We start from the raw sequence: 25,083 nt of genomic DNA, 5'->3' as shown, positions 1-25,083 counted from the left end.
ACATCACGGACCGTCCTGGGTTCAGATACACGGGATATCAACGACTCAATTGCATGGCGCCACAACCACGTCTTGCCAAGGACGGGGAAGCTGGAAAGACGGCATATGACGTGGAGGATGGTGTACATAAAATAGTGCGGCATAAACGTTACTTGTTTTATTCAGGATGTGCGAAGCCGGCATGCCTGCTGACAGGCATGACAAATGACTACTCGTTAGTGGGATTGCTTAGGCTGTGATTACGGCGGCGCCAGGATGGTGGGATGGATCATCGGCGTCCTGGAACCTAAGGCAGTTGTTGAATTGCCGACCAATTGATATGTTGCGACAGCGGCACGTTGACGCCAGGTTTCGGGATAGACGACAAGGACAAGGTCCGGGCGATTTCCAGTCTGGCGACAAAGCAGAAACCACATTCCGGGTTTTGGCACATATACGTAATTTCTTTCATCAAAGCCGACATCGGACGGCTTTTAACGGCACGCGGCAAGATCGAGCAATGGGGACAGCGCAAACCAATATTTCTCATTGAATGTTCTTTGTTTGAAGATGAATGTCCGTTATTACAGAACTCTTGCGTATCGTTGACGCCATTTTCGCGAGCAGACGCGATCCTGTAGCTTTGATCGCCATCGCTGCCTGCAAATCCTGTTCAGCCTTTACCATCCGTCACGATGGCGGCAGAAATTGACGCAGCAGCCTCCGCCTTTTGTTCAGCCATGTCCCGTATGTACAACCGGTCAAGAACTGTGTGGCGTGGATCAAGCTCATAAGCCTCCAGTCCGCGAACAATCAAGCGGCGGATAAATGAGGCGCGTGACCGCCCTATGGCATCGGCAAGTTCCTCGATGGTGGCGAGTTCCTTCGCACTCAGTCGCATGCTAATTGGTGCCTGTAGACAATCTTCAGGGGAACGGCGGGGAGAACAAATTTTCATACGGAGAATCGGTGTGGTTGTTAAGTTGCATAATTATATAGCTCTTATTTGAGATCATGTTAAATATATAGAGATTACAAACGACTACAAGTGAGTACAAATAACTACAAGTGATACCTTATGAAACCTTAGTTACTACACATCTCACGCGAATGGACGCATAATGGTCGCTCACGAAATTACCAGCAATGAGTTCAAATGAGATCAATTGGCGAAATCCTCAAGGAAGAACGGTTACGATTGGCAATGAATCAGGACGATTTTGCGGCTGTAGGTGGCCTGAAGCGACGTGCGCAAACGCTCTATGAGCAAAACGAACGCTCGCCAGATGCCGTGTATTTACGGGCGCTGGCGGCAATCGGAGTGGACGTGCAGTACGTCCTGACAGGAGAACAGGCAGCGTCTGCATTAACGCAATTTGAGAAGGATTTACTGGCCGGCTATCGCAATCTGGATCAACGCGGCAAAGCTGGGGTACTGGGATGATCAACGGCATGAATGCCGAACCCGGTGGCATGCAATATAACTTCATTAAAGAGCCGGTGTCCGGGCGCACAAATTCTCGATAAGAGTATGTATGCCAAGTACGCGCCTGGCGCATACATACATGCCGTCGGCAACTAACGTACTGCCAGCATCAATCCAAGCCGCTCTGTGAGCGGCTTTTTTGTATCTGAGATCAATCGCCTACCGCGACAAGAAAATGACACGACATACCCTGCGCGGCGCAGTTCCCCCCTCGCCTGCCCGCCCCGTTAAATGGTGTGCTTTTAACGCAAACGGGTAAAGCGCCAACCCTCCAAGCTGCGCGGGGTTCGCCGGGAAATCGGCTGCAACGGGTTGACGCAAAATGACGCACTTTGTGCGGTGGTTTGGGTGCGATAAACTTGCTTTTATCTGTTTCTTCTTAGTTGGTGTTGTTTTATCGAAACTATTTTCGTTATTCTTCCGTCCAAAATAGTGAACAATTGCAAAATTTGGTAAATCAACAACATTTAACAGATCATTCCTCACTACACTCTTTCTTCCAGTGCAATAAAAAGAAAGAAAGCTGTAGACATGGGGAAGTTCGTTCAACGTAAGCGGCAGTATCCATCGGGCCTTGCCAAGCGCATTGGCCTGACTTTGCTATTGGCTGGCACCGCCCACAGCAGCAGTGCACAGACGGCGCCGTTGCCGGATCTGGAAGAGTTGCGGCGTCGTGACCCCAGTGTGCAAACGCCGTCGAGCGAAGAGCAGCGGCGCCGTAATCAGGCCGATCTGCAGGAACGTCAGCGGCAGTTGCAAGCGCCTAACGTGAGTCTGGAAGACAAGGCCGCAGCTGAAGCGCTGGAAGGCTTGAGTATTCCTAGTGAATCCCCTTGCTTCACGATCCACCAGTTTGTCCTTGACGTTCCTTCTCAATTATCGCCTGCGGTTCATGCACTTGGCGCAAGCGATCTTCCGTTCGATAACTTCCGCTTTGCCCAAGACTACCTACGCCAATACGATGGCGCCTGTATTGGCAAAGGCGGCCTGAATCTGATCGTCAAGCGCCTGACCAATCTGATTCTGCAACGCGGCTATAGCACGACACGGATTGGCATACCGGAACAGGACTTGACCGGCGGCGTGTTGAAACTGGTATTGGTTCCTGGCGTAATCCGGGAGATTCGTTTTTCTGATCCAACCTTGTACGGTACCTGGCGCAGTGCATTTCCAACTGGTTCCGGGCAGTTGCTCAACTTGCGCGACCTGGAGCAGGGATTGGAGCAGATGAAGCGCGTGCCGAGCCAGGATGTCGATATGCAGATCGTGCCGGCGACGTGCCGGGCGAGAGTGACGTCGTGATTCAGGTCAAACGCAGCAAGCCGTGGAAGCTGACCGGGACGTTTGATGATAGTGGCGCCAAGGGAACCGGCAAGCTGCAGGCAGGGTTGAATCTGGCGGTCGATAATCCTTTGGGGCTGAACGATCTGTTCAACGTCGGCATCAATACCGATGCACAGCGCAAGGCGGGTCAGCGTGGCACCAATGGCAACAATGTGTATTACGCTGTGCCCGCTGGTTACTGGAATTTTGCGGTATCGGGAAGCACCTATGATTATCACCAAGAGGTGGCTCAGGCGAGTCAGACCTTTGTGTCGAGCGGGAAATCACGCAATCTGGAACTTAAAATCGCCCAGCTGTTCCAGCGCGATCAGGCGCAAAAGAATAGCTGGCAGTTCCGCGTCGGCAAACGCTGGAACCATGCCTACATCGAGGACAGCGAAATCGCGGTGCAGGAACGTAACACCACATTTGCCGAACTGGCCTGGGTACATACGCATTACATCGGTAACGCTCAGCTCGATCTGACGGTCGCTCAGAAGTGGGGTGTCAACTGGCTCAATGGGCAGACGTATGCCCGCAATTTATCGGGGCAAGAAGATCCGAGCACCAATAATCTCCACTACAGCCTGCAGACGGTCGATGCGACCTTGAGCGTGCCTTTCCACATCGCCAGTCAACCGCTGACCTATATCGGCACCTTCCGTGGCCAGACGACGCGTTCCGCGCTCTACCTGGCAGATCAATTCAGCATTGGCAATCGGTACACCGTGCGCGGCTTTGATGGTGAGCTGACGCTGGCTGCTGAGCGCGGCTTTTATCTGCGCAATGAATTGAATCTGCCGATCACCAACAGCGGCCAGTCCGCGTATGTCGGCCTCGACTATGGGCAGGTGTATGGCCCCAGCGTCGCAAACCTCCTTGGCAACAAGCTGGCCGGTGCGACTGTCGGTCTGCGCGGTGGTTTGTTCGGGCTGACCTACGACGTGTTTTCCAGCTGGGCGCTATACAAGCCACAAGGTTTTAATACGACGATGCCGGCTGTTGGTTTCAACTTGGCCTATCAATATTAGTTCGAGCAAGGGAATGTGAAGATATGAATACTCATCCACGGGCAACAGAGGCATTTCATCGTGCCACGCAGGCGAGTAAAGCACCGATTAATCATTCCATGCAACGCTGTGCTGGGCCGTGCGGACGTATCCGTAGCATCGGCCAGTTTCTGCCGAACGGGGTCGTTTGTTTAACTTGCCGTAGACGCGCAGGCGCTGAGTAATACGTTCGACATTTATCACCATCGATACACCTGAACTGGACGACAGAATATGAATACCCAAAATTTCCGCGTGATTTTCAATAAGAGCCGCGGCATGTTGATGGCGGTCGCGGAGAACGTCTCCAGTCAGGGCAAAGCATCGGGCGCCGGTAGCGCCGTTGCGACGACCGCGACTACACCGCTGCTGCGCTTCGCACAGATGGCGGTGACCGTGGCGATGCTTTTTAATTGTGTCAGCATCGTCTCAGCCCAGATCGTCGCCGATCCGAACGCCGGTTCGCGCAGACCCACTGTCACAACGGCGCCGAATGGGGTGCCCCTCGTTCAGATCACTAAGCCTAATTCGTCTGGCCTCAGTCACAACCAATTTTCGCAACTGGCGATTGACTCGAAAGGCGTGGTGCTTGGAAATTCTCCGACAGTGGTTAATTCACAGTTGGCAGGATATGTGCCGGGCAACCCGAATTTGACGAACGGCAGCGCATCGGTAATTCTCAATGAGGTCACCAGCACCAATCGTGCCGTCATCGGCGGCACAATTGAGGTGGCTGGTCAGCGTGCCGTGGTGGTGATTGCCGATCCCAACGGTATTACGGTAGGTGGCGCGGGAACAGCGGCGAGTTATATCAATGTATCACGTGCCATTCTGACGACAGGCACACCGGTGTTGGCTGCCGATGGCAGCCTCAGCACGTTTCACGTGACCGGCGGAGATATCCAGATCGGCAGTGCCGGTTTAAACGCTGCCAGTGCCGATACCCTGGATCTCATTTCGCGCAGTATTGCAGTCAACGGTCCGGTATGGGCTAACCAGCTCAATGCGGTCGTGGGAACAAACGAGGTCAATTACAACGGTTTGGGCGTCAAGGTTCTGCAAGGCGATAACAACAAACCGGCCTTGGGGGTGGACATTGCCTCTCTTGGCGGTATGTATGCCAATAAGATCTACCTGTTAGCCAATGAGAGTGGTGTGGGCGTGAGAAGCCTGGGCAATATCGCCTCCAGTGCGGGCGATCTGAATCTGGACAGCCAGGGCAAGATCACGCTTGCCGGTCCAGTGAGCGCCACGGGTCAGGTGACGATACACAGCCATGACGGCATCGTCAATAGCGGCACGGTCTACAGCGGACAAACAGCACAGTTATCGAGCGACAATCAGATCGCCAATACCGGCACGGTTGCCGCACAAGGCTACCTGACACTGTATGCCGGCAGTATTGCCTCCACGGGCGTGCTGGGCGCTGGTATCGATGCCAGCGGTAAAGCCACACAGAGCGGCAATCTATCCTTGATTGCGGCGGGTAATCTGAGCTCGACAGGGCAGAACACGGCAGGCACCAATATTGGTATCAACGGCGCCAGCGTGGATCTGTCGCATGCACAGACCAGCGCTGGCGGCACGGTCGCAGTCACGGCCCGCAGCGGCGACATTGACCATACCGGCGGCAATCTGCAAGCCACTGGCGCTGCAACCCTCAGCGCCAGCGGCGCCGTGATCAATGATCAGGGCGTCATCGGTGCAGCGCAGTTGACCTCCAGTTCCGCAACGCTGTCGAATCATGGTGGGACGTTGAATCAGTCGGGTACTGGTGAGACCAGTATCGCCACCAGCGGCCTATTGGATAACAGCTCGGGTGTCATCACGACCGCCGGACAAAACGTCAATCTGCAGGCGGGGAGCATTTCCAATGACGCGGGCCGTTTGAGCCATACCGGATCGGGGACATTGACCGTGAATGCCGGTGCTGTGAGCAACGTCGCTGGTAATGTCGCGACTGGTGGCCAGTTGGCCCTCACTGCATCGAGCCTGAATAATCAGCGCGGCCAGGTGATTGCAGCCGGTACAGAACACATCGCTGCAAGTGGTGCCGTGTCGAACAACCAGGGCGTGCTGCAAGCCGGGTCGGCGTTGAACTTGCAAGCCGGCGCCATCGACAACAGCGCGGGCCGGATCACCTCGCTCGATACAAGCGGTTTGACGCTGACGACTACTGGCCAATTGACCAATACAGCGGGAACGACCGCGGGCGGTGCTGCAGGCGGCGTCATCGGCGGCAATGGCGATGTTTCTGTGACGGCTGCCAGCATGTCCAACAGCGGCCAGATCAGCGCCGGCAACAATCTCACAACAACCGTCAGCGGCGCGTTAGATAACAGCGGCGGTAACCTGGCAGCAGGACAGGCGTTGCAAGTCAATGCGGCCAGTGTCAGGAACACTGCCGGGATAATCAATGCGTCGACCGTTGCATTGACGGTGCCGCAGCTCGATAACTCGCACGGTAAAATCACTGCGGATCAGTTGACGATCCACGCTACCGACTTGACCAATGAAGCGGGCCAAATCGCTCAATTCGGTACAGGCACCAACATCATTGCTGTTGCCAATGCGCTCGACAACAGCAACGGCGGTGTGATTCAGACCAATAGCGCCGATCTGACCTTGACCCCGCAGACGCTGAACAACGCCGGCGGGCAAATTGCCTTGGCAGGCAGTGGAACGTTGACGGTTAGCGCTAGTAGCGGCGTGCTACAGAATCAGCAAGGTAGCATCGGTGGCAACGGTGTGACCAATGTTAAGGCGTTATCTATAGATAATCAGGGCGGCAGCATGTTCGGTCAGAAGGCCACGACCATTGCAGCTACCCAGGGCGACATCGACAACAGCGCCGGCGGCTATCTGGGCGGCAGTCAGTTGACTGTGAATGCGGCAGGGGTCGTCAACAATACCGCCGGTAAAATCGAAGGCACGCAATCCGGCCTCATGGTCAACGCGAACAGCCTCTCCAATGCCGCAGGAACCGTGCAAAGCCTGGGCGGCGCACCGCTCTCGATTACGGCAGCGCAAGGCATCAGCAACGGTATCGCCAATGGTGTCGGTGGCTTTATCGGTAGCGCCGGTTCTGCAACGATCAACGCTGGCCCGGTCGATAACACCGGCGGGACATTGTACGCAAAAGATGCGTTATCTCTGCAGTCGAATGGTCAGCTGACCAATTCCTATGGCGTGATCCAAAGCGGCACAGACCTATCGGCCATTGCTACGGGGGCCGTAGACAACGCCAACGGTCGTATTGAGGCCAATGGCAGCACGGCGACGATGACAGTCTCTGGCGCCAGTGTGGATAACACGTCGGGCCGGATTGCCAATAGCGGCACAGGTTTAACGCAAATCAACGGCGGTAGTCAGATCACCAATACCAATGCGGCCAATACACCCAATATGGGCACCATCGGCGGCAATGGCGACCTGACGCTGACCAGTACGAATCTGGACAATAGTAGCAACGGGCAGGTCATCGCCGCCGGAAATTTAACCTTAAATACCAGCAACAACGTCAACAACAATGCCGGTAACCTGTACGCAGGCCAGAGCCTGCAACTGAATCAAGCGGGCGCGGCAGTGACCAATGTTGGCGGTCGTATCACTGCCGGCGGCCCTGTCAATGTGAGTGTCGCCAGCTTCTCGAATATCTTTGGTCTGCTTGCCACCAATGCCGGCGGCGATATTGCGCTGGCCACCAGCGGCAATCTCGATAACACAGCGGGGACCATTGCCAGCGCTCATAATTTGACGCTGACGGCGCCGACGCTGGTCGGCAATGGTCAAGTTGTGGCCCAACAGGATGCCGTCATCAGCCTGCAGGGAGATTATGCCAACACCGCCGGCAACTTACTTACCGCCAACCGTGATCTGACGTTGTCGACCACAGGTAATCTGACCAATACCGGCAATCTGGAGGCAGTGCGCAATCTGACCTTAAATGCAGCCAATGTCGATAATCAAAGCAGTGGCTTAATGAATGCCGGTAATGGTGAGACGGTCATTCATTCGTCCAATGCGATCATCAACACAGGCCGCATCTACGGCAACGATATTGCGTTGGGTGCGCAGACGCTGACCAACGATGTCGATACGACGACCAATCAGGCCGGCGTGATCGCTTCGCGCAATACGCTGCAAATCGGTGCGCAGCAGATCACCAACCGCGAACATGCGTTGATTGAGAGCCTGAGCGATATGGCCATGGGTGGCGCGCTCGACGCCAACAACAATGTGACCGGCAGTGCCGCCAGTATTGTAAACAGTTCGGCGACCATTAATTCCGGTGGCGCGTTGACGCTGCAGACGGCGTCGCTGTTGAATCAAAATAATCACTTCACGACAATCCAGCAGGTCGACCCGACCCAAACCACGCACGTGACCGAATATGCGCAGTGGGCCGCGCCCACGACCTGGTACACGCCGAGTCAAGTCACCTGGAGCGACAGCGGTGATGGTGGGATTGTGCTGGTGATACCGGATGGCAACCGCTTCGAGAAATTCTACAAGAAGGACTATACGCAGACGGTTTCTAAAACTGTGGTCACCAGCAGCGATCCCGGCCAGATCAGCTCAGCCGGTAACATGACCTTGTCGGGCAATGTGACCAACGACAAGAGCACAATCATTGCCGGCGGGACTTTGGGCGGCATGGTGGGTAGCATCAATAATATTGGTGCGACCGGTTCCATCGATACGGTCGACCACATGACCGCCGGCGAGAATTACTACCATTGGGTGAGCGGCCATCCGCATCAGAATTACTACACGTATGACAATAACGGCGCGGCTTATGATGTGAATCTGCCGTCGACCCCATTGGCCCTGCAGGTCTGGACCGTGCAGCAGAACACGCAACCGGTGACCGGCCCGAACCAGGCGGTCGGCAATGGCGTGGGCGGCAGCGCCTTGCCGAGTGTGGGTGCTCTCCAATTGGGCGCTAATCAGTCAGGTCTGACAACGGGGGCTGCCAATGCCAATACGGTTGGCACCGCCAGTGGCAGCGCCGGCAAAGTCACCAGTACGACCGGCAGTCACCAGACCCTCGGGACACCTCAAGCACCGTTGCCGAATCTGGTCTTGCCGAATAACCAGCTCTACACCATACATACGCAACCGAATCAGCCCTATCTGATTGAGACCGATCCGAAGTTTACCAATTACGGCAATTTCCTCTCCAGCAACTACATGCTGGGTCTCTTGGGCGTTAATCCGGCCTCCACAGAAAAGCGATTGGGCGACGGTTTCTATGAGGCACAAACCGTTACCAACCAGATCGCCCAATTGACCGGTAAGCGCTTTCTGGACGGCCATGCCAGCAATGAGGATGAATATAAGGCGCTGATGGACTCTGGCGTGGCAACGGCAAAACAGTTTCAGCTCACGCCCGGCATTGCGCTGACCGATGCGCAGATGGCGGCATTGACCTCTGACATCGTCTGGATGGTGTCGACCGATGTGACGTTACCGGATGGCACGCATACGCAAGTGCTGGCGCCGGTGGTGTATCTGACCCGAGCAGACGCCAGCGACATTTCGCCGACTGGGGCACTGATATCGGGTAAAGATATCGATCTGAAGGTGAACGGTACGTTGCAAAATGGCGGTACGCTGCAAGCATCGAACAACATGATCATCCAGGCAACGGACATTGCCAATACCGGCGATATCCGTAGTACCGGGGCCAATGGTGCGACCATTCTGGTCGCACAGAATGACGTGTTGAACAATGGCGGCAGTATTTCCGGTCACCGTGTCGGTATTCTGGCCGGGCGTGACGTGACAATGAGCACCGACGCGATCTCAGCGACCAGTGTGCAAGGGACGAACACGGTGCTGGGACCGGTTGCCAGTGTCAATGCCGATCAATTGTCGATTCAGGCCGGACGCGATATCAATCTGGCGGCGGTGAACGTCAATACCACGGGGGACGCGGCGCTGTCGGCAGGGCGCGATGTGAACCTGACGGCGGTCAATACGCAAAACACCTATAACGTCACCTACAACGCTGACAATCACCTGTATGAGAATCAGACGCAGGCCAACGGTACGGCGATCAATACGGGCGGAAAGTTGACGCTCGTCGCTGGGCAGGATATCAACACTGCAGCGGCGACGGCCAATGCCGGCGGACAACTCACAGCGGTAGCTGGTCGCGACATCAATATTGGAACGGCGCAGCAAACTGGCAGCGTCGATCAGGCCATTTACACCACGTCGCACGGCATGCTGTCATCATCGACCAGCCGTTCCCAGATGAATCAGAACACGACGGACGCCATCGGCAGCAGCTTAAACGGTGGTGCTGGGATCGCTCTGCAGTCAGGTCGTGACACCAACGTGCAGGGTAGCCAGGTGATTGCGCAAGGTGATCTGAATATCAATGCTGGACGCGATTTAAATATCGTCAGCGCGCAGCAAACGAGCAAGGACAGTTTCTCTGCTGAGGAAACGAAATCCGGGTTCTCGGGTAGTGTCTTGACTGGCGTCAGCTTCGGGCATAGTGCGCAGGATCAGCATCAGAACGGTACTAGCGTCAACCAGATCGGTAGTGACATCAGCGGCGCCAACGTGAACACCAGTAGCGGACGCGATACCACGATTACCGCCAGTGCCGTGACCGCCGATCAGAACATCGGCATTAACGCCGGGCGTGACATCAATGTACTGGCCGCAGCAAATACACAAACCTCACAGAGCGATAGCCACAGCAGCGGCACTAGCATCGGTGTGATGGGTGGTCTCAATTTCCGTTTCACCAATTACAGCCAGACCAGCGCGGAGCAGAACGGCACTGGCACCAGTGCCGTGCAAAGTACCAGCTTGATCTCAGCCAATGGCGGAAATTTGAGTATGCAGGCGGGCCTGGATAATCAGTACAAGGGAACCGGTCATGGCAACGTCACCACGCAGGGCGCGGAATTGCTGGCCAATAACCAGATGAGCATCGGCGGCAATGCGGTCGATTTGCAGGCCATCCAGGACAGTAGCAGTAGCCAGTTCCATGCTGAGACCCACAGCGTGACCTTGGGCAGCAGCTTGACCGGGGCTATCGGCGGCGCGCTCACCAAGATCGGTGACATGGCTACCGAAAGCCAAAACACCAGCAATGATCGCTTGAAGGGCGCGCTGGCGCTCAAGGCTGGATACGATGCCTACAAGCTTGGGAGTGATTTGCCTGGCGCTGTAGATGCAGCCAAGGGCAGTATATCGGCTACACAGAATGCCCTGGCCGGACCGAATTCGGATGCGCCTCCTAGTACTGGTGGTGCTGGCTTCGGCATTAGCGTGAATCTCGGTACTAGCCAAAGTAAGCAGGACAGCAACAACAGCGCAACCCAGGCGCGCGGCACTACTGCGCAAGCGAGTTCGATTGCCATCACCAGCCGGGAAGGTGATATCAGCATGGAAGGCGCCAAGTTGCAGGCACAGGATATCAGTCTGGATGCCGCCAAAAATATCAATCTGAGTGCGGCCCAAAGCACGACGAATCTGCAATCCTCGAACAGCGGTAGCAGCGCAGGTATCGGCGCGACCCTTGGCTCCAACGGGCAGCAGACCGGTTTAAGTTTCCAGATCGGCGCATCGGTGTCCAAGGGGCATGCCAACGGCTCCGAGGTGACCTACGACAATACGCAGATCAGTGCCACCAATCAGCTCAGTGTCAAGAGCGGTGGCGATCTGAATATGAAGGGTGCGCAGCTGGCCGGCAATAAGGTCATTGCCGATGTAGGCGGGGATCTCAATATCTGGACCTTGCAAAACACCAGCAATTTTGACAGCAAGCAGGAAAGCGGCGGCTTTAGTTTGAGTATCTGCGTTCCGCCGATTTGCACTGGCCAGATGGTTAGCGGTAGTGTCAGCTACGCCAAGCAAACCGTTGACCACAACTATCAAAGTGCGGTCGGCCAAAGCGGCATTGCTGCCGGCAGCGGCGGATTCGATATCAACGTCAAGGGCAACACCGACCTGAGAGGCGCGGCGATTACCAGTGCTGCCACGCCTGATCAAAACAGTCTGCAGACGGCTAGTTTGACTTATAGCGATCTGACCAATACGCAACATACCGATTCGCAGAGCGTCAGCGCCAGCGCTTCGACCGGTAGTGTCGCTAGTAATCTGACCGCAAATGTTTTGGGCAATCTGAACGGCAGTGTCGGTATGCCGAAAAGCGGCGATCAGACCAGTAACACTAACAGCGTGATCAGTCCGGCCAATGTCACTATCACTGGCACTGGTGACGCCGCGAAGGATGCGCAAAGCCAGGCCAATGCAACGACCCTGACCGGTCGTAATGCGGCCACGGCGAATCAGTCGCTGACTAATACATTGACGTTGCAACAAGCGCAGGATTTGCAGGCGCAGCAGCAGAAAGCACAAGAGAATCAGCGTGCTGCAGACCTGGCCGGTGCAGCGTTGAGCGGTATGGTTGGCGATATCGCACTAAAAATAATTGGGCTGATGGCTCCCAGGAAAAGATCGTTTTGCACGGCATCGTCGGATTGATCGAGGCCAAGATCGGAGGGGGTAGTGCTGCTGCTGGTGCTGTTGCGGGTATGACGCATGAAGCGATGGTGCCGGTTATGAGCGACTATCTGGTCAGTCAAGGCTATACGCCAGGGACGCGAGCTTTTAATGACATGATGAATCTGGGGGCGACTTTGGTCGGGGCTGCGTCGGGCGCATTGGCTGGAGGTGGAATCCAGGGCGCGACGACCGGCGCGAACGCTGCGTTGATTGCAGATCAAAATAACCGGCAGTTGCACCAAGATGAGAAAGCGTGGATCAAATCGAACGCCGCACGTTACGCATCGCAGCAAGGCATTTCTCTTGATCAGGCGCAGCAGGCATTGACCGCACAGGCAGACCGTCAAGTCCAGAATGGTTCGCCGGGTGCTGAAGATCCGAATGCCCGAGCATTTTTAAGTCAGGCACATGGCTTGTTGGCAGCCGAAGGTAATAGTGGCCCAGGTTACATGTTCTATGCGACGCCGGCTCAGAAGGCCAATCCTGATATGTATGCGTATTCGCCCATTTATGGATTGCAGGGTACTGAAAATTGGCCTTCAGGGCAGAGTATTGGGAGCAGTATTAATAGCGATCAAGCTGCGCGTTTGCAAGTGCTAAATCAAACACTTAACGCGGCGGCTGCGGCGGGGACACTGGTTCTCTTACCAGGGGTGGTGGGAGCAGCCCCTGGGGTTACGACTAATACCATCAACTATTGCATGATAAATCCTGGGTCATGTGCAATTGCTTCTGGTATTGGTGGCGGGTTAAGTACGATAGCGGACGCCGCAGGCCAGTATAAGCAAAATAATGGGCAAATTAGAATAGGGCAAAGTATGGTGGCCGGATTGACGGGAGCACTTTTAACGCCGCTTGGCATGAATACGGGACTTCTTGGAAATGGTGTTCTTGGTATTATGAATGGATCAACCAATGGGCTATTTCAGAATCTTTTTTATGGAGACAATAATAGTTTGGTGTGGAGTGGGGTGGTAGGTGGGGCTGCTGGTGCCGCGGGTGCATTTGCTGGTTTAAAAGTACAAAATTCTCTATCGAATTATTTCCCGATTTTTAAGCCCGGGCTACCCGCGCTTCTCCAGAGCATAAATCCTATTCCTGCTATTGGTGGTGTTACGGCTGGAAATGTTGTGCAGGGCGGCGGATCGTTTGTCCCATCGATGCCGGTTGAAATGAGTAAAAAATGAAAATTTTATTTGCAAATTTGCAAGCGATTGCCGCACCGTGGCTTCTGTATTTGATAGTGAGACTGTCGAAGTATTTTGGTTACGAAGCATCGCCAGAAAAATTAAATATGTGTTTTATGTATGTGTTCTGTGGTCAGTTCTTTTTCCCTATTACTAATAATATTAACAATAAGAAAATGGAGAAATGAGAAATGATGAGTTTTGTATTGTCATTTAGTCAGGTGTGAGCGGCATACTCAGAGATACCTTGCCCTAGGTAAGTCAAGGCGCGAGAATTGAATCAGCTTGAACAATTGCGTTCCCCAGAGATGATGTAGATTTTTTATCATTTGTTCCGCACCCGTTTTTCATCTAGCGTTAAAACGTGGGCGGAATTTGGGCGAAAACGTAGACCTTTCCAGACCACGCCAGACCGAGTAGCTTTTGTAACATCTAGCATTTACGCGGTCTGGCGAGGTTTGGGGCGGTGTGTGATGGTGGAGGCGGCGGGAATCGAACCCGCGTCCGCAAGCTGATTTGTTGGGAGTGCGAATCGAACATGCGTCTACGGCCAAACGATGTTCACTCTATAGCGTATTTCTCAATACAGACCTCCGCTTAAGGTCTTCGGTTGTTTCCCCATTTCCATCATGTCGCCAACCCGGTGGCTTCAGTAAGTAGGTCAGAGCTTCTCGCGCTGTTCGCGCCATTTTCAGATCATGAGCTAGCTTTTTCCACTCGTCGAATTCGATGACGAGCAGATTGTAAGTTTTGACAGGCGTTACTAATCCGAAGCGACATGGCACATCGGCTCTCTCGCTGATGTACGTGCCAAAGAGGCGGTCAAAGATAATCAGTACTCCGCCGTAATTTCCGTCTAGATATTCTGGATTCGACGCATGGTGCACGCGATGAGCCGATGGTGTGTTCAGCAGCCACTCCAACGGTCCAAGGCGTGGAATCCAGGTTGCGTGAATCCAGAACTGATATAAGAGATTCAGCGACAACAACATCAAGACAATACGCGGTGGCATGCCGAGAAACGGGGCTAGCATGAAGAATAGTAACGAGCCCGTAAGACGCCCGGTCCATCCAAAACGGTATGCTGCCGACAAATTGAGCTGATTGGGTGAATGGTGAACAGCGTGGGTACACCAGAACCATCGCACGCGGTGCGCCATGCGGTGATACCAATAATAGAAGAACTCTTGCCCGACAAAGCATGCAAGCCAGCCACTCCAATGGAACATTGGCAACGTCCATAGCCGATGTCGCCAGAACCAATCCATCAAATCGATCCAAAACAACAATGGGAGCAACCAGTGCAATGGATATTCGCGGATTAGGAAGTCGACCACTGATACGCAAGCCGCCTTCCAGTCATAAGCATCTTTCCCTAGCGTAATCGATAGTACGATTGCTTCGACGATTGAAGCCAGCAGGACTATGACGACAGAAAATTTAAGGATTGTGGACAAAACGCTCATGGTGCTTCACCAGTAAGGAGATATCGAGAAGCGTAATACTGAGAATTTTCTATGGCAATTAGTTTGAGACGAATATTGCAAGAAGTCAGCCATCTACAACTGGAAATGTGGGACCAGCAGAAGTCCAGAAACAATCACGAATCCGCGCACAAATAGCCCAATTTTTTTAGAGGGAAAGTCCCCATAGAAAACGCCCCGCAAAAATGTATAGTCCCGCCAGTTTATTGGGATGCGAGGTGGCAGAAATCAGATATTTGCGAAGCGGAAATCGGCCGCGAAGCCGCGCTAAATATGGAAAACTTAATTAGCTTGGGAAGCTTTCGAGCGACTTGTTATGGTCCGTCGCCTTCACTTGCTCCGCCAATTGGAATCACGAGACACCTTAGCATCATTCGCCAATTTTTGAATCAAAAGTTCCGCTGCTTTGTGCGAGGCATTGTGCAATGTTCCACATAAGATGATCGCTTCGGGACTTGATAAATCGGAGTAGGCCCATTCTCCACGGTAGGGGTGAATACAAATTACGCCTTGGAATACGGGTACTTCACGCATAGCCGCTACATCTTGACACGCACAAACGCACACAGTCTCTCCGTAGTTCCAATCGCGCCTGAACGCAGAAAATCCCTTTTCGCAGAACCATTGAATGGCGTCCTCCCGGGTTTCAATTGTCGAATTCAAGTCCACTCCGTTACGAGGCGATTCCTGATCAGATTCGCGCAACATGTGCTCCGGTTGTATTTATCACATTGAGATCCTTAAAAAGGTTACTCTCAGAATAAAATTTTGACGAAAAAGTGTCTAATATTCGTTTGATGATAAAACGCTATGCCCCGAAAACAAATCAACGTATTCCGCATAGATATTAGACATATTCTTCGTAGACCTAATATCCATGCGGGTTACAGCCATATTCCATCCTGACACTATATCAGGATACGAGACACGTCATGACCAACTGATATGTGTTGCGACAGGCAGTAAACGACCCTAAACGGTCACCCGTGCTTTGCGAAAGCAGACACTCAAACGCAAAAGTGATGCGCGCCACTAGACCTAGCCAGTCCAAAGAACGAACATTATCGCGGCGTCACAATCTACTGTCATGTTAAGCGCCGCGAACCGGAAACCGCGAAACAATTTCGTCTAGCTCTCTCAATGCTGGCAATAGGTTTGTTTGGTCCATGGCGAGCTTAAACACAAGTTTGTTTCCGATACCAGGCTGATCTAATGCTTCACCCGCGACAGAAACACCACCGCGACCATCACTGGCAACACGAATAGTCAGCTGCTCTTCGAGAGTAGAAAAAATCGCCTCACCCTTCAGAGAATCATAGAGGTCACGCAATTGTGCAAAAAAGCTGACGAAGTCCTCGGTAAGAAAAGCTGCGTCAAATTTCCCCGAAAACGCGCCGGCATTTACCTGAACAACGACGGCAAGCCAGTTGTCATCGTGGTAGTCCCCAATGGGAGGACGTTCGTATCCATGAACTGTGACTATGACCTTTTCGCGACTAGAGCCGCCGAGAGAGAAAGAATGCATATAGGCGATTAATTTGAATTAGAGTAAGAAAAAATGCTGCCTAATTGGACAGACTACCGACCTATTATGCTGGTTGACAGTAATTCATACGGCCGGACGACCACCGTGGACCGTACGAGCGAAGCATCTTCAATGACCGTTTGTGGCCGAATTCGGCCGCATAGCTCGGGTTCACATCCAACGCTCTACGAGCAAGCAAGTCGGCGTCGCCTTCATAACGACCAAAATTGGCCAATATTAACTGAGGTACTCCACGATTTCTTTATCATCCTGAACCATGTGGTCAGTGATGTGGAATACGTCATTAATCCACTCATGTGCCAGCGCCTCTTTGCGGTCAAGTATCCGGCCTAAGAAGGTCACGTGGCTCCAGGGGGAGTCTACCGCATCAACCAAACCAACTTGGAAATTGTCACCATTCACCCAAATCTGGAATGGGAACGCCAACCTGGCTTCAGGGCCGACCTCGTCGCAGCCCCACTCGCCTAAGCTGATAATGCCGCTGAGACGCTTCTCGCTGTGCCCATGCGTATATTGTGCGTAGTAGACGGCGAACGCATCGTCACCTTTGTATACAAATCGTGTCAGTCTGACTGTCGTATTTTGGCAGCAATTACAGACTGACTCAGTCGGCTCCTCAAATTCAATTCTTAGCATCGATGCATTCTCAACGTGGTGGCATATTCAAAAATGTCATACCCGATAAATGACCAAACAAAGAACGAACAATAACTACTGGCTGATTGCGGCCTTAATTAGCGCGACCATTTGCCGGGCATTGAGGGGCCTATCGTTGTCCTCGTTTCTTGGCCAGTTTCGACGAAATTAAGTACGTGCTGCAGCGCCATCTCAAGTTCATCTTGGTTGCACCAATATTCATCCATCGTGCCAAAACTGGTGTAATGAGAACGATTGAACCCGTCTTCAATATCGTTGTACCAAATCACCGTAGCGCCGATAATAGCGACTATCCAGAACCCGTTGCCAAGCTTTCCGTAGGATTTTTCTTCCCACTTATGTGGCACGATACGTATAGCTTCCCACAACCTGGCTTGCTGAGGATTCATGCGAATCTCAGCCGCGCTGATTTTATCCAATAGTGATGCTTCGGAAATTGGTTCCCAGTCCATATTTTTCTATATATTGTCCAATAGAGATAATGTCACATAGATGAAGGTAAATGTGCAGCAATTCACCAAGTGATCATTGTTGTTGAATAGCGGCCAATTTTATCGGCCGATCATAGGTGAGTGCCATGGTGGGTTATAGATATTCGACATGCATACCAAGGGGCACGTAGCCGAAGATTTTGAATCCTGTCTCTGTCGTGACGCCAGGCACATGCACTGAGCGGAGCACTCGCAGAACAGCTTCACGCTGGGCCGCGGATGTCACGGAAATCTCAACCCACTCATCCTCTTCGTGGTGTCCATAGAAGTGGTGGAACCATTCCCCATCCCACGCACTGACATAAGCGTACCTACTTTTTCAACAGCACCTTGTAATAGTCGAGAACGTTATTTTCAGCGCCATCTACGATGCGATTCGATATTCGTGCCCACGGCCAAAAATTTATTCCGGACTTGGTTTGAAGCCCTGGAAATTTTTGACCACCGAGTGTGACCATGCCCCATTCGGCTCCATGATTACGACGATAAACTTCACCTACATAGCTCCCGTAGCGCGTTGCGAACAACATAACCTGCTCATCCGTTGGCCGTGGTGATGTCGTCATGTAAGAGGTGTGAATACTTGTCATCGCCTTTTCTACCTCGCCGATACTATCGTCGGTCCAGTCAAGACTAATTCCCAATTGAGTTTTCGCGAGCTGGATTGCATCCAGTGCGTATGTCTCCGCTATTTTTTGAATATTTTTGTCCGAGACAAAGGATGGGCTTCCACTTTCTCCAGCCAAGACGGAACCCGCAACAAAAAAAACCGAAGCAGAAAAGAGAATTCGAAGTATTTTCATAGTCATATATTAACTTGATTGAAATGCCGAGCGAGTTTTAATGATTGCAGTACGTCGTCCAGTGCGGTAAGCACATTCGACTGTCCGCAACTGGCCGTTTTGAGCCGATTGCGGTAGCCCGATTTCGCCCCGAAGTGGCCTTTCGAGTTTCTACATTGTGGACAGTCGCTATTCGTATAGGGCACTACAATGAGGTGCGCACGCCCAAGGATTCAAACCTAACTCATTGCGTTAAAAAATTTAGTAGAACGGTCCTATAAATTTTGGGTCAATTCGCCTCAACCACCTCGGATATTCGTTCAATAAACTAGGATCCTTTTGCGCCAAAGTCACAAGTTTTTCATTCGCAAGCGGGAGCCCTTCCAAGAACATATTGGCATCGAAAATTGCTTCCGGGATTTCCGAAAACGGTATTCGTCTCCAAGTACCGTTTTCCCAAATATAAGCAAGGTATGAAGGTTGAGGTCTCCCAAGCAGCTCAAACTCGCGCTGAGTGGGTGGCATACCTACAACATAGAGCCTTCCCGCGTGAATATTAACTACCAGAGGATCTAGGTGTTCGTGCCATACAATTGGCTGAGAACTAAATTCAGGGAGATTGATCGTCAGCCAAACCTCTCGCGCGATTCCACGGTCGGCGCGCTTCTTTTGTTCAACGACAATGACCCGTCCGTCGTTGAGCTTTCCATCTAATGTTGATATCACAGTCGATATGCGCTCTGAAATTCTATTCGGCACTTTGAAGGCCAAGAGAATTTTGAAGGTGCTTCATCATTTTAGTCACCTAAGCAATATCGAGCGTTTGTCAAAGAACACTGACCTAATTTGCGATATCGAAAACGCGGTTGCTGATTTAATGTCATTGCTCAAAGAAGATAAATTGCATTTTGACGCGTTGGAAGTGGCAGTCATATAAAGCAGAAAACTACTGAGCCAGAGGAGCAAGATCAGATACTTCGTCGACACAACTGTGTGCTAGTTTCTAGTGCTGGTAGGTGACGTAGTCAAAGCGGGGCAAAAATATCGTCAAGTTCCAAATGGCACCCCAACTATCGCTTTCAGGACCCACCTGTCGGTTGCCCCAGCATAGCCTCGACCTATCCCAAAATTGAGATCCCAGCCGTGGATAGACGTGTCGATTACGGCATACAAAGTCTGACTTTGCTGGCCGAGGGCACCGAGCTGCCGGAATGGTCCCAGCGCGTTATAGCTTTCCACGCCCAGTTGATAACCGCAATTGGTTTTATATGCAAGTTTGGTATCAATTTCCAGGCTAGTAGGATTTGCCGCCGGACCTGAAATCTTGAAATCGATATTGGCGTTCATGGCTGCGGTCCAACGGCCCCCCTTATAACCAAAGATTCCTTTCAACTCGCCATTCCACGGATTTTCATCCAACCGATGATCAACGCGTCCGATTTCTAGATTCGCGCCATAAAAGAAAGGGTTCTCTTCAGCTTTTGGTGCAATGAATTTCACGCGGAGTTTCTCGCCATCGATTCTTGTTTCGCCATCTGGACCTCGCGCACTCAGGACATAAGCCCCCAGTTCGAAGCTTTTGCTCAGTCCATATGAGAATTCGGGTGTGACACGGAATGTATGGCGCGACACCAAGCCGCCGCTGTGATCAGGCTCGCGCGAGCCGGAAAGCACGTAGTTATTGTGAATGTCCAAACCAAATTCACCAGGTTTGTTCATTTCATCCATATAGACTTGAATTTCTTCGGGCGCGGCAGCAGCGCCCCCAGCGCCTCCAGCAAGCATCAGGAAAGCTGCTGTCCGTCCCATGCTCAATGTGCGGAAAAACTTCATTGTCTGACTCATCATTTCCCCTTGGTGAAAATGCCCGATTGGACGCAACGAGTGCGTCTCTGCGAATCGCTAACGATTCGGCAACATATGCCGCAACGTGTCATCTTTGACGATGAAATGGTGGTACAGCGCAGCCGCAACATGCAATCCGATGACGGCGATAAGTACCCAGACGAACAACTGGTGCATGTCGCCAAGCGTATGGCCTAGTTGTGAGCCCTTGGATGATAGCGCTGGCAGGGGAAGCACGCCGAACAGCGATACCGGCCAGCCGCGCGACGAAGCGTTGGCCCAGCCCATTAGCGGGAAAGCTATCAACAGCAAATAAAGTAGCCAGTGGGTGCCTTGCGCAATGCGACTCAACAACGGCGACACTATTTGTGGTTCCGGCGGCGGACGGTGCGTCCAGCGCCATAGCAACCTTATTATCACGAGCAATACGATCAACGCGCCGATGGACAGGTGCCAGCTAATCAATCCGACTGGCTGCGTACCGCGCCCAATATCAGGCATCAGCCATCCGATGGCGTACTGAATCACAAGTAGAAGTACGGTCAGCCAATGAAAAAACTTCGCTGGTGCAGAGTATTTGGGAACGGTTATTGTTTGCATTTTTCTTTGCCGAAGATGCGGGTCCTTGTTGTTGGATTGAAACAGCGTCTGGACGAAGATTTTTTTGTTGGAACATCAGATAGCAAACGTTTGATTATATTTAAAATATCCCCCATTCTTACGTCGTTGCCTGCGCAGGTCTTTGCGACAACCATCATGGCCGGTCGTACTTAGCCGAAACTTAGCACATTGCCGACCGGAAGGCATTCCAATAAATTTGAAGCTTTGTATATGAACGCTCTTTGCTCACCCAATTTCATGGCTTTACTTACTTCCGCCATCTTCTTGGCGATCGGTTTTGCCATTCGCTTGGGTGACAGGTCCGATCTGGCAAATTTGCTATGGGCTGCTGGTACCGTACCCGCTTTGTTAATCCTGATTCGGAGCATGCGACGCGGTTTTTCGTGGGGGAAACTGGGCATCAATGCATTGGCGCTTTTTTCGATAGTTGGTGCGCTTGCTGCGAGACAATTTCTGATCGCTATCGTGATGGGTATCATGCTCGCAAGTGCCCGGACCTTAGAGTCATATGCGCAGCGGCGCGCCCGCAAGGAACGGTCTACAATACTGCCATGCGCACCAAAATTTGCCTATCGCATTGAACAAGGGCAACTGGTTCGAATATCTATTCACGCTATTAGACCGGGTGACCGGCTGGCTGTACGCAGCGGCGAGGTGATCCCGGTCGACGGCACCATCGCGTCAGCAACTGCTTTGCTCGACGCATCCGCATTGACCGGTGAAGCGGCGCTTGTCGAGCGCCATGCAGGTGACAGGATACTGCGCGGAACAATCAACGCAGGGACTCCATTCGAATATTTGGCTGGGGCTACTTCGGCGGAAAGCACATATTACTAGCTAGTAGCAATCATTTTTTGTCTTTCTGCGGTCAGGCAGGATCAATTGATTTAATCCACTCGCCCCAGACTGCAATTGCGACGGCTAAAATCACTGGTCCTAAAAATAACCCGACTAATCCAAAAGCTGCAAGTCCGCCAAGAACACCGAACATAACGAATAAGATCGGAATTTTTGTTGCGTTGCTGATCAGCAGAGGACGAATCAGATTATCGGCCGGATGGATCAGCAGGATACCCCATGCGATTAACCCGAGTCCCGGCCAAAGGTGGCCATTCAACAATAATCCAATACTGAGTGGAATCCAGATCAAAGCCGTTCCAAAGAGCGGAATAACGGAAGCAAGCGCCGTCGCAATACCGAGTAAGGCAGCCGCCTCAATACCAACCACCCAATATCCGATCGCCGCAATGACGCCTTGTACTATTGCGGCAACAATCACACTCAAGAGAATGGCCCTAGACATATGACCAGCAGCACTCATGTAAGCATCGACTCGTTCGCCCACTAAGCTTCGCAAAACACCTCGGATCTGATGTAAGACCGTTTCGCCATCACGATAGAAAAAAAATAGCGTCATCATGGCAAATGCAAGCTTCGCAATGTTTCGTCCAATCCCTCCAAACAGAATAAGCAATTGGTGTGCTCCTTGTGCTAGCCATTGCGCCAGGTACTGCTCTAATTGCACCGGATCGGCAAGATGTTTTTCCAACCAATTCTGCAGGTATTCTCCGATCCATGGGAAATAGGTAATGGCGCCTGGAATAGGATGCTCGCTTTGCTTTAAATAGGCCTGGAAAGTGTTGTACTCGACAACCAAATCCTTTTCAACCATCACAATCAGCCATAGCAGCGGTAATACCAACGAAACTCCCATGCATATCGTCGCCAATAGCGCGCTGAAGGAGCGTCGACCACCCATCCAAACGTGAATCCGCAGATATATAGGCCAGGTGATATACGCCAGCACTCCCGCCCACGCGACAGAGGCCAGAAATGGCGCCAGCACTAGATAAACAAGCGCAAATAAACCGCTAACTAATACGGCTGGCAGTATGTGTTGTAGCCATGGAGTGAACGATCTAGGGTCCATGTTGCTCACAATAACGGGCAATTGGCGGACGTCTTTGATTTAGCGCAATAAAAGGCAACTGAGCAGCATAAAGATGCACTGCAGCATGAAGGCACTGGAATAGTCATCTAAGGACATAAATATCTCTAGCTAGGCACTTTTGGACCACTCATCTCTCCGATGACTCGAACCACGAGCCCTCCAAGTTCATGCGATCGCTCAACTTTTAGCTCTAGCCGATGCACAGTTGCGATGCGCTGTACGATTGACCAGCCAAGTCCACTACCGCTTTCAATACTGCCCGGCACCCTGAAGAATCGCTCGCCAAGTCGAGCGATGTCGGTCTCGGACAGGCCCGGGCCGCTATCGTCCACGCTTAGCACAACACGACCACCCTCTCGTTTTATTCTTACTTCCACCCGGCCCGACGGCGGACTGTATCTCACCGCATTGTCCACCAAATTGCGCACCAAAACTGCCAATAATGTCTCTTCACCTTGAATTGAATACGACCCTATTGCTTCAAATTCCAGTACTTGTTTTTTCCGACAGCTTTCGGTGCTAGCTCAGCCAATACCCTTTTTGTCAAAGTCACCAAATCGACGTCAGCCATAGCCGGTGCTGCGATGGCTTCCAGTCTGGATAGAGTTAATAATTGTTCCGCCAGGCGTGTAGCGCGATCGCAGCCCGCCAGTGTATTTTCTAGCGCGTGTTTTCGTAATGTGTCGTCGGCTTCGCCTAGCGCCACTTGAGCCTGAGCGCGAATTGCAGCAATCGGAGTGCGTAATTCATGGGCCGCATCTGCAGTAAAGCGGCGTTCTGCTTCCAATAGCCCCCCTATGCGTTCGAATAGTCCGTTCAGTGCATTGATCATTGGCTCCATTTCCGAGCTTGCATCGGGTATTTCCACTGGATGCAATGCTTGCGGTTGCCGCGAAGCGAGAGCCCATCCGAGTCTACGCATAGGGGCGACGCCCCGGTACACCGCCCACCAGATCGCCAATGCTAATAAAGGCAATGCGGCAACTGTCGGCCATAGCGTGGTGCGTAGCATCGCCCACATGATCAAAGCTCTTGAATCTGTTTGTTCACCTACATATACTTGCACGTCTTTTTCGGCGCCATTGGCGTTGAAAACACGCCACATGACGCCGTTGATCTGCGCCGTCTCGAAGCCATTTTCATGACGTTGGCCAGGTTCGACCATCGGCTGGAGCGGCGCATTGGCCGAACGCAGTGTCAAGCGGCCATCGTGGAAGACTTGGAAAGCAACTTTTGGGGCGTAGCGATGCAATATAGGCGCGTCAATGCTGCGGTCGTCGGCGTCGGCCTCTTGCCCTTGCTGCACCACTAACAACGCTGCTGCTTGCGCCAGATGGCTATCCAGGAGTTCATCCAGTTCGCGGCGTGCGTCGAACCAGATTAGTGTTGCTGAGATCAACCAGACACCCGTTACCATCGCCAATACCAATAGGAGCAGCCGCACTTGCAATGAACGGGGTAGTTTGATCATGGCTTCTGTGATTCTCGCAACAAAATATAGCCAACGCCGCGCACTGTATGGATCAATGCGTTTCCTAGCTTGCGGCGTAGATTGTGGATATGTACTTCGATGGCGTTGCTTTCCACCTCCTGCCCCCAACTGTAGAGATGCTGTTCAAGCTGCTCACGTGATAGCACGCGATCCACGTTAAGCATGAACGCGTGGAGCAGATCGAATTCTCGGGTCGACAGAATGACGTTTTCCCCTTTTTGTAACACCGAATGTGCAGCAGGATCAAGTATGACGTCTTGCGCGGCGAGGCATTCCTGCGGCTGACCGTGCGCGCGCCGAACAAGCGCGCGCAACCGTGCGGCCAGTTCATGCAGGTCGACCGGCTTGATTACATAATCATCAGCGCCAATGTCGAGCCCCTTGATACGGTCAGGCACAGCGTCACGCGCAGTCAATACCAGCACTGGCACCGAGACGCCTGCACGACGAATGGCCGTCAACACATCAATGCCATCTTTCAGCGGCAGGCCGAGATCGAGTACCGCAGCGGCATAAGGCTGCGTGCGCAACTCATTTTCCGCCGCCTGACCATCCCGCACCCAGTCAACCTGAAAGCCAAGCTGCCGCAATCCGGCTCTCAAGCCGTCGCCTAGTAGGAGGTCATCTTCAACAAGCAGGATGTGCATGGGTTGGATTG

19 protein-coding genes, 1 tRNA gene and 2 pseudogenes are annotated in these 25,083 nt (G+C 52.6%); 6 read left to right on the top strand and 16 right to left on the bottom strand.

Annotation, left to right across the window (positions count from 1 at the left end):
• Window positions 1–286 precede the first annotated feature (286 nt).
• On the bottom strand, window positions 287–529 hold the full coding sequence (locus CAter10_RS05220) for an Ogr/Delta-like zinc finger protein (protein ID WP_082797799.1): 243 nt from the start codon (window positions 527–529) through the stop codon (window positions 287–289).
• A 123-nt stretch (window positions 530–652) separates the two neighbouring features.
• Complete coding sequence (locus CAter10_RS05215; protein WP_061532581.1) at window positions 653–880, bottom strand: ribbon-helix-helix protein, CopG family; 228 nt, start codon at window positions 878–880, stop codon at window positions 653–655.
• Window positions 881–1,135: 255 nt separating this feature from the next.
• Here CAter10_RS05215 and CAter10_RS05210 point away from each other — a divergent pair, with 255 nt between their 5' ends.
• Window positions 1,136–1,423 (top strand): helix-turn-helix domain-containing protein, encoded by a 288-nt coding sequence (locus CAter10_RS05210; RefSeq protein WP_164840419.1) that lies wholly within the window; start codon window positions 1,136–1,138, stop codon window positions 1,421–1,423.
• 201 nt (window positions 1,424–1,624) lie between these two features.
• Here CAter10_RS05210 and CAter10_RS22295 read toward each other — a convergent pair whose 3' ends face one another.
• Window positions 1,625–2,014, bottom strand: coding sequence for a hypothetical protein (locus tag CAter10_RS22295; RefSeq protein ID WP_128082988.1), 390 nt, complete (start codon window positions 2,012–2,014; stop codon window positions 1,625–1,627).
• Between CAter10_RS22295 and CAter10_RS23405 the strand changes: the two genes are divergently transcribed.
• The 4 genes from CAter10_RS23405 to CAter10_RS05195 all read left to right on the top strand — a co-directional run bounded on the left by CAter10_RS23405 (window position 1,997) and on the right by CAter10_RS05195 (window position 13,556).
• Window positions 1,997–2,767: a POTRA domain-containing protein gene (locus tag CAter10_RS23405; protein ID WP_236905497.1), complete on the top strand. Its 771-nt coding sequence runs from the start codon at window positions 1,997–1,999 to the stop codon at window positions 2,765–2,767. The genes CAter10_RS22295 and CAter10_RS23405 overlap by 18 nt on opposite strands.
• On the top strand, window positions 2,764–3,819 hold the full coding sequence (locus tag CAter10_RS23400) for a ShlB/FhaC/HecB family hemolysin secretion/activation protein (protein WP_236905496.1): 1,056 nt from the start codon (window positions 2,764–2,766) through the stop codon (window positions 3,817–3,819). Before CAter10_RS23405 ends, CAter10_RS23400 begins: the two co-directional genes overlap by 4 nt.
• Window positions 3,820–4,071: 252 nt before the next feature.
• Window positions 4,072–12,348, top strand: coding sequence for a hemagglutinin repeat-containing protein (locus tag CAter10_RS05200; protein WP_061532579.1), 8,277 nt, complete (start codon window positions 4,072–4,074; stop codon window positions 12,346–12,348).
• Window positions 12,345–13,556: a hypothetical protein gene (locus CAter10_RS05195; RefSeq protein ID WP_128082987.1), complete on the top strand. Its 1,212-nt coding sequence runs from the start codon at window positions 12,345–12,347 to the stop codon at window positions 13,554–13,556. The genes CAter10_RS05200 and CAter10_RS05195 overlap by 4 nt, the downstream gene beginning before the upstream one ends.
• A 474-nt stretch (window positions 13,557–14,030) precedes the next feature.
• Here CAter10_RS05195 and CAter10_RS22725 read toward each other — a convergent pair.
• The 10 genes and pseudogenes from CAter10_RS22725 to CAter10_RS05145 all read right to left on the bottom strand — a co-directional run bounded on the left by CAter10_RS22725 (window position 14,031) and on the right by CAter10_RS05145 (window position 20,961).
• Window positions 14,031–14,151: transfer RNA gene (locus CAter10_RS22725), tRNA-OTHER, on the bottom strand.
• Window positions 14,123–15,022 (bottom strand): sterol desaturase family protein, encoded by a 900-nt coding sequence (locus tag CAter10_RS05185; protein WP_061532576.1) that lies wholly within the window; start codon window positions 15,020–15,022, stop codon window positions 14,123–14,125. Before CAter10_RS05185 ends, CAter10_RS22725 begins: the two co-directional genes overlap by 29 nt.
• A gap of 1,108 nt (window positions 15,023–16,130) precedes the next feature.
• Window positions 16,131–16,565, bottom strand: a complete 435-nt coding sequence (locus CAter10_RS05180; protein WP_061532575.1) for a WapI family immunity protein — start codon at window positions 16,563–16,565, stop codon at window positions 16,131–16,133.
• 237 nt (window positions 16,566–16,802) lie between these two features.
• Complete coding sequence (locus CAter10_RS05175) at window positions 16,803–17,222, bottom strand: hypothetical protein (RefSeq protein WP_061532574.1); 420 nt, start codon at window positions 17,220–17,222, stop codon at window positions 16,803–16,805.
• Between the two features lie 98 nt (window positions 17,223–17,320).
• Window positions 17,321–17,695 carry a hypothetical protein gene (locus tag CAter10_RS05170; protein ID WP_061532573.1) on the bottom strand — a complete coding sequence of 125 codons (375 nt, stop codon included), beginning with the start codon at window positions 17,693–17,695 and terminating at the stop codon, window positions 17,321–17,323.
• Between the two features lie 133 nt (window positions 17,696–17,828).
• Window positions 17,829–18,032: pseudogene (locus CAter10_RS24490) on the bottom strand (DUF6678 family protein); the annotation flags it as partial.
• Window positions 18,033–18,045: 13 nt separating this feature from the next.
• Complete coding sequence (locus tag CAter10_RS05165) at window positions 18,046–18,543, bottom strand: hypothetical protein (protein ID WP_061532572.1); 498 nt, start codon at window positions 18,541–18,543, stop codon at window positions 18,046–18,048.
• A gap of 234 nt (window positions 18,544–18,777) precedes the next feature.
• The gene (locus CAter10_RS05160) at window positions 18,778–19,287 is read right to left on the bottom strand and encodes a hypothetical protein (protein WP_061537023.1); all 510 of its coding nucleotides are present in this window, start codon (window positions 19,285–19,287) and stop codon (window positions 18,778–18,780) included.
• 276 nt (window positions 19,288–19,563) lie between these two features.
• Window positions 19,564–20,361 carry a hypothetical protein gene (locus CAter10_RS05150; protein ID WP_128082986.1) on the bottom strand — a complete coding sequence of 266 codons (798 nt, stop codon included), beginning with the start codon at window positions 20,359–20,361 and terminating at the stop codon, window positions 19,564–19,566.
• Window positions 20,362–20,418: 57 nt separating this feature from the next.
• Window positions 20,419–20,961 (bottom strand): cytochrome b, encoded by a 543-nt coding sequence (locus CAter10_RS05145; RefSeq protein WP_061532568.1) that lies wholly within the window; start codon window positions 20,959–20,961, stop codon window positions 20,419–20,421.
• Window positions 20,962–21,219: 258 nt separating this feature from the next.
• Between CAter10_RS05145 and CAter10_RS05140 the strand changes: the two genes are divergently transcribed.
• The gene (locus tag CAter10_RS05140) at window positions 21,220–21,819 is read left to right on the top strand and encodes a P-type ATPase actuator domain-containing protein (protein ID WP_164840417.1); all 600 of its coding nucleotides are present in this window, start codon (window positions 21,220–21,222) and stop codon (window positions 21,817–21,819) included.
• Window positions 21,820–21,850: 31 nt separating this feature from the next.
• Here the strand turns inward: CAter10_RS05140 and CAter10_RS05135 are convergent, their stop codons facing one another.
• The 3 genes and pseudogenes from CAter10_RS05135 to CAter10_RS05125 form a co-directional block, all read right to left on the bottom strand.
• The gene (locus CAter10_RS05135) at window positions 21,851–22,912 is read right to left on the bottom strand and encodes an AI-2E family transporter (RefSeq protein WP_061532566.1); all 1,062 of its coding nucleotides are present in this window, start codon (window positions 22,910–22,912) and stop codon (window positions 21,851–21,853) included.
• 125 nt (window positions 22,913–23,037) lie between these two features.
• A pseudogene (locus tag CAter10_RS05130) lies at window positions 23,038–24,404 on the bottom strand (ATP-binding protein).
• A complete protein-coding gene (locus CAter10_RS05125; RefSeq protein WP_061532565.1) occupies window positions 24,401–25,072 on the bottom strand; it encodes a response regulator in 672 nt (223 codons plus the stop codon). The pseudogene CAter10_RS05130 and the gene CAter10_RS05125 overlap by 4 nt, the downstream one beginning before the upstream one ends.
• Window positions 25,073–25,083 lie beyond the last annotated feature (11 nt).

The organism is Collimonas arenae (assembly GCF_001584165.1).
In the GTDB taxonomy this organism is placed as follows: Bacteria; Pseudomonadota; Gammaproteobacteria; order Burkholderiales; family Burkholderiaceae_D; genus Collimonas; species Collimonas arenae.
Note: the sequence above shows the minus strand (reverse complement) of the source record. Positions and strands in the feature narration are given on the sequence as shown.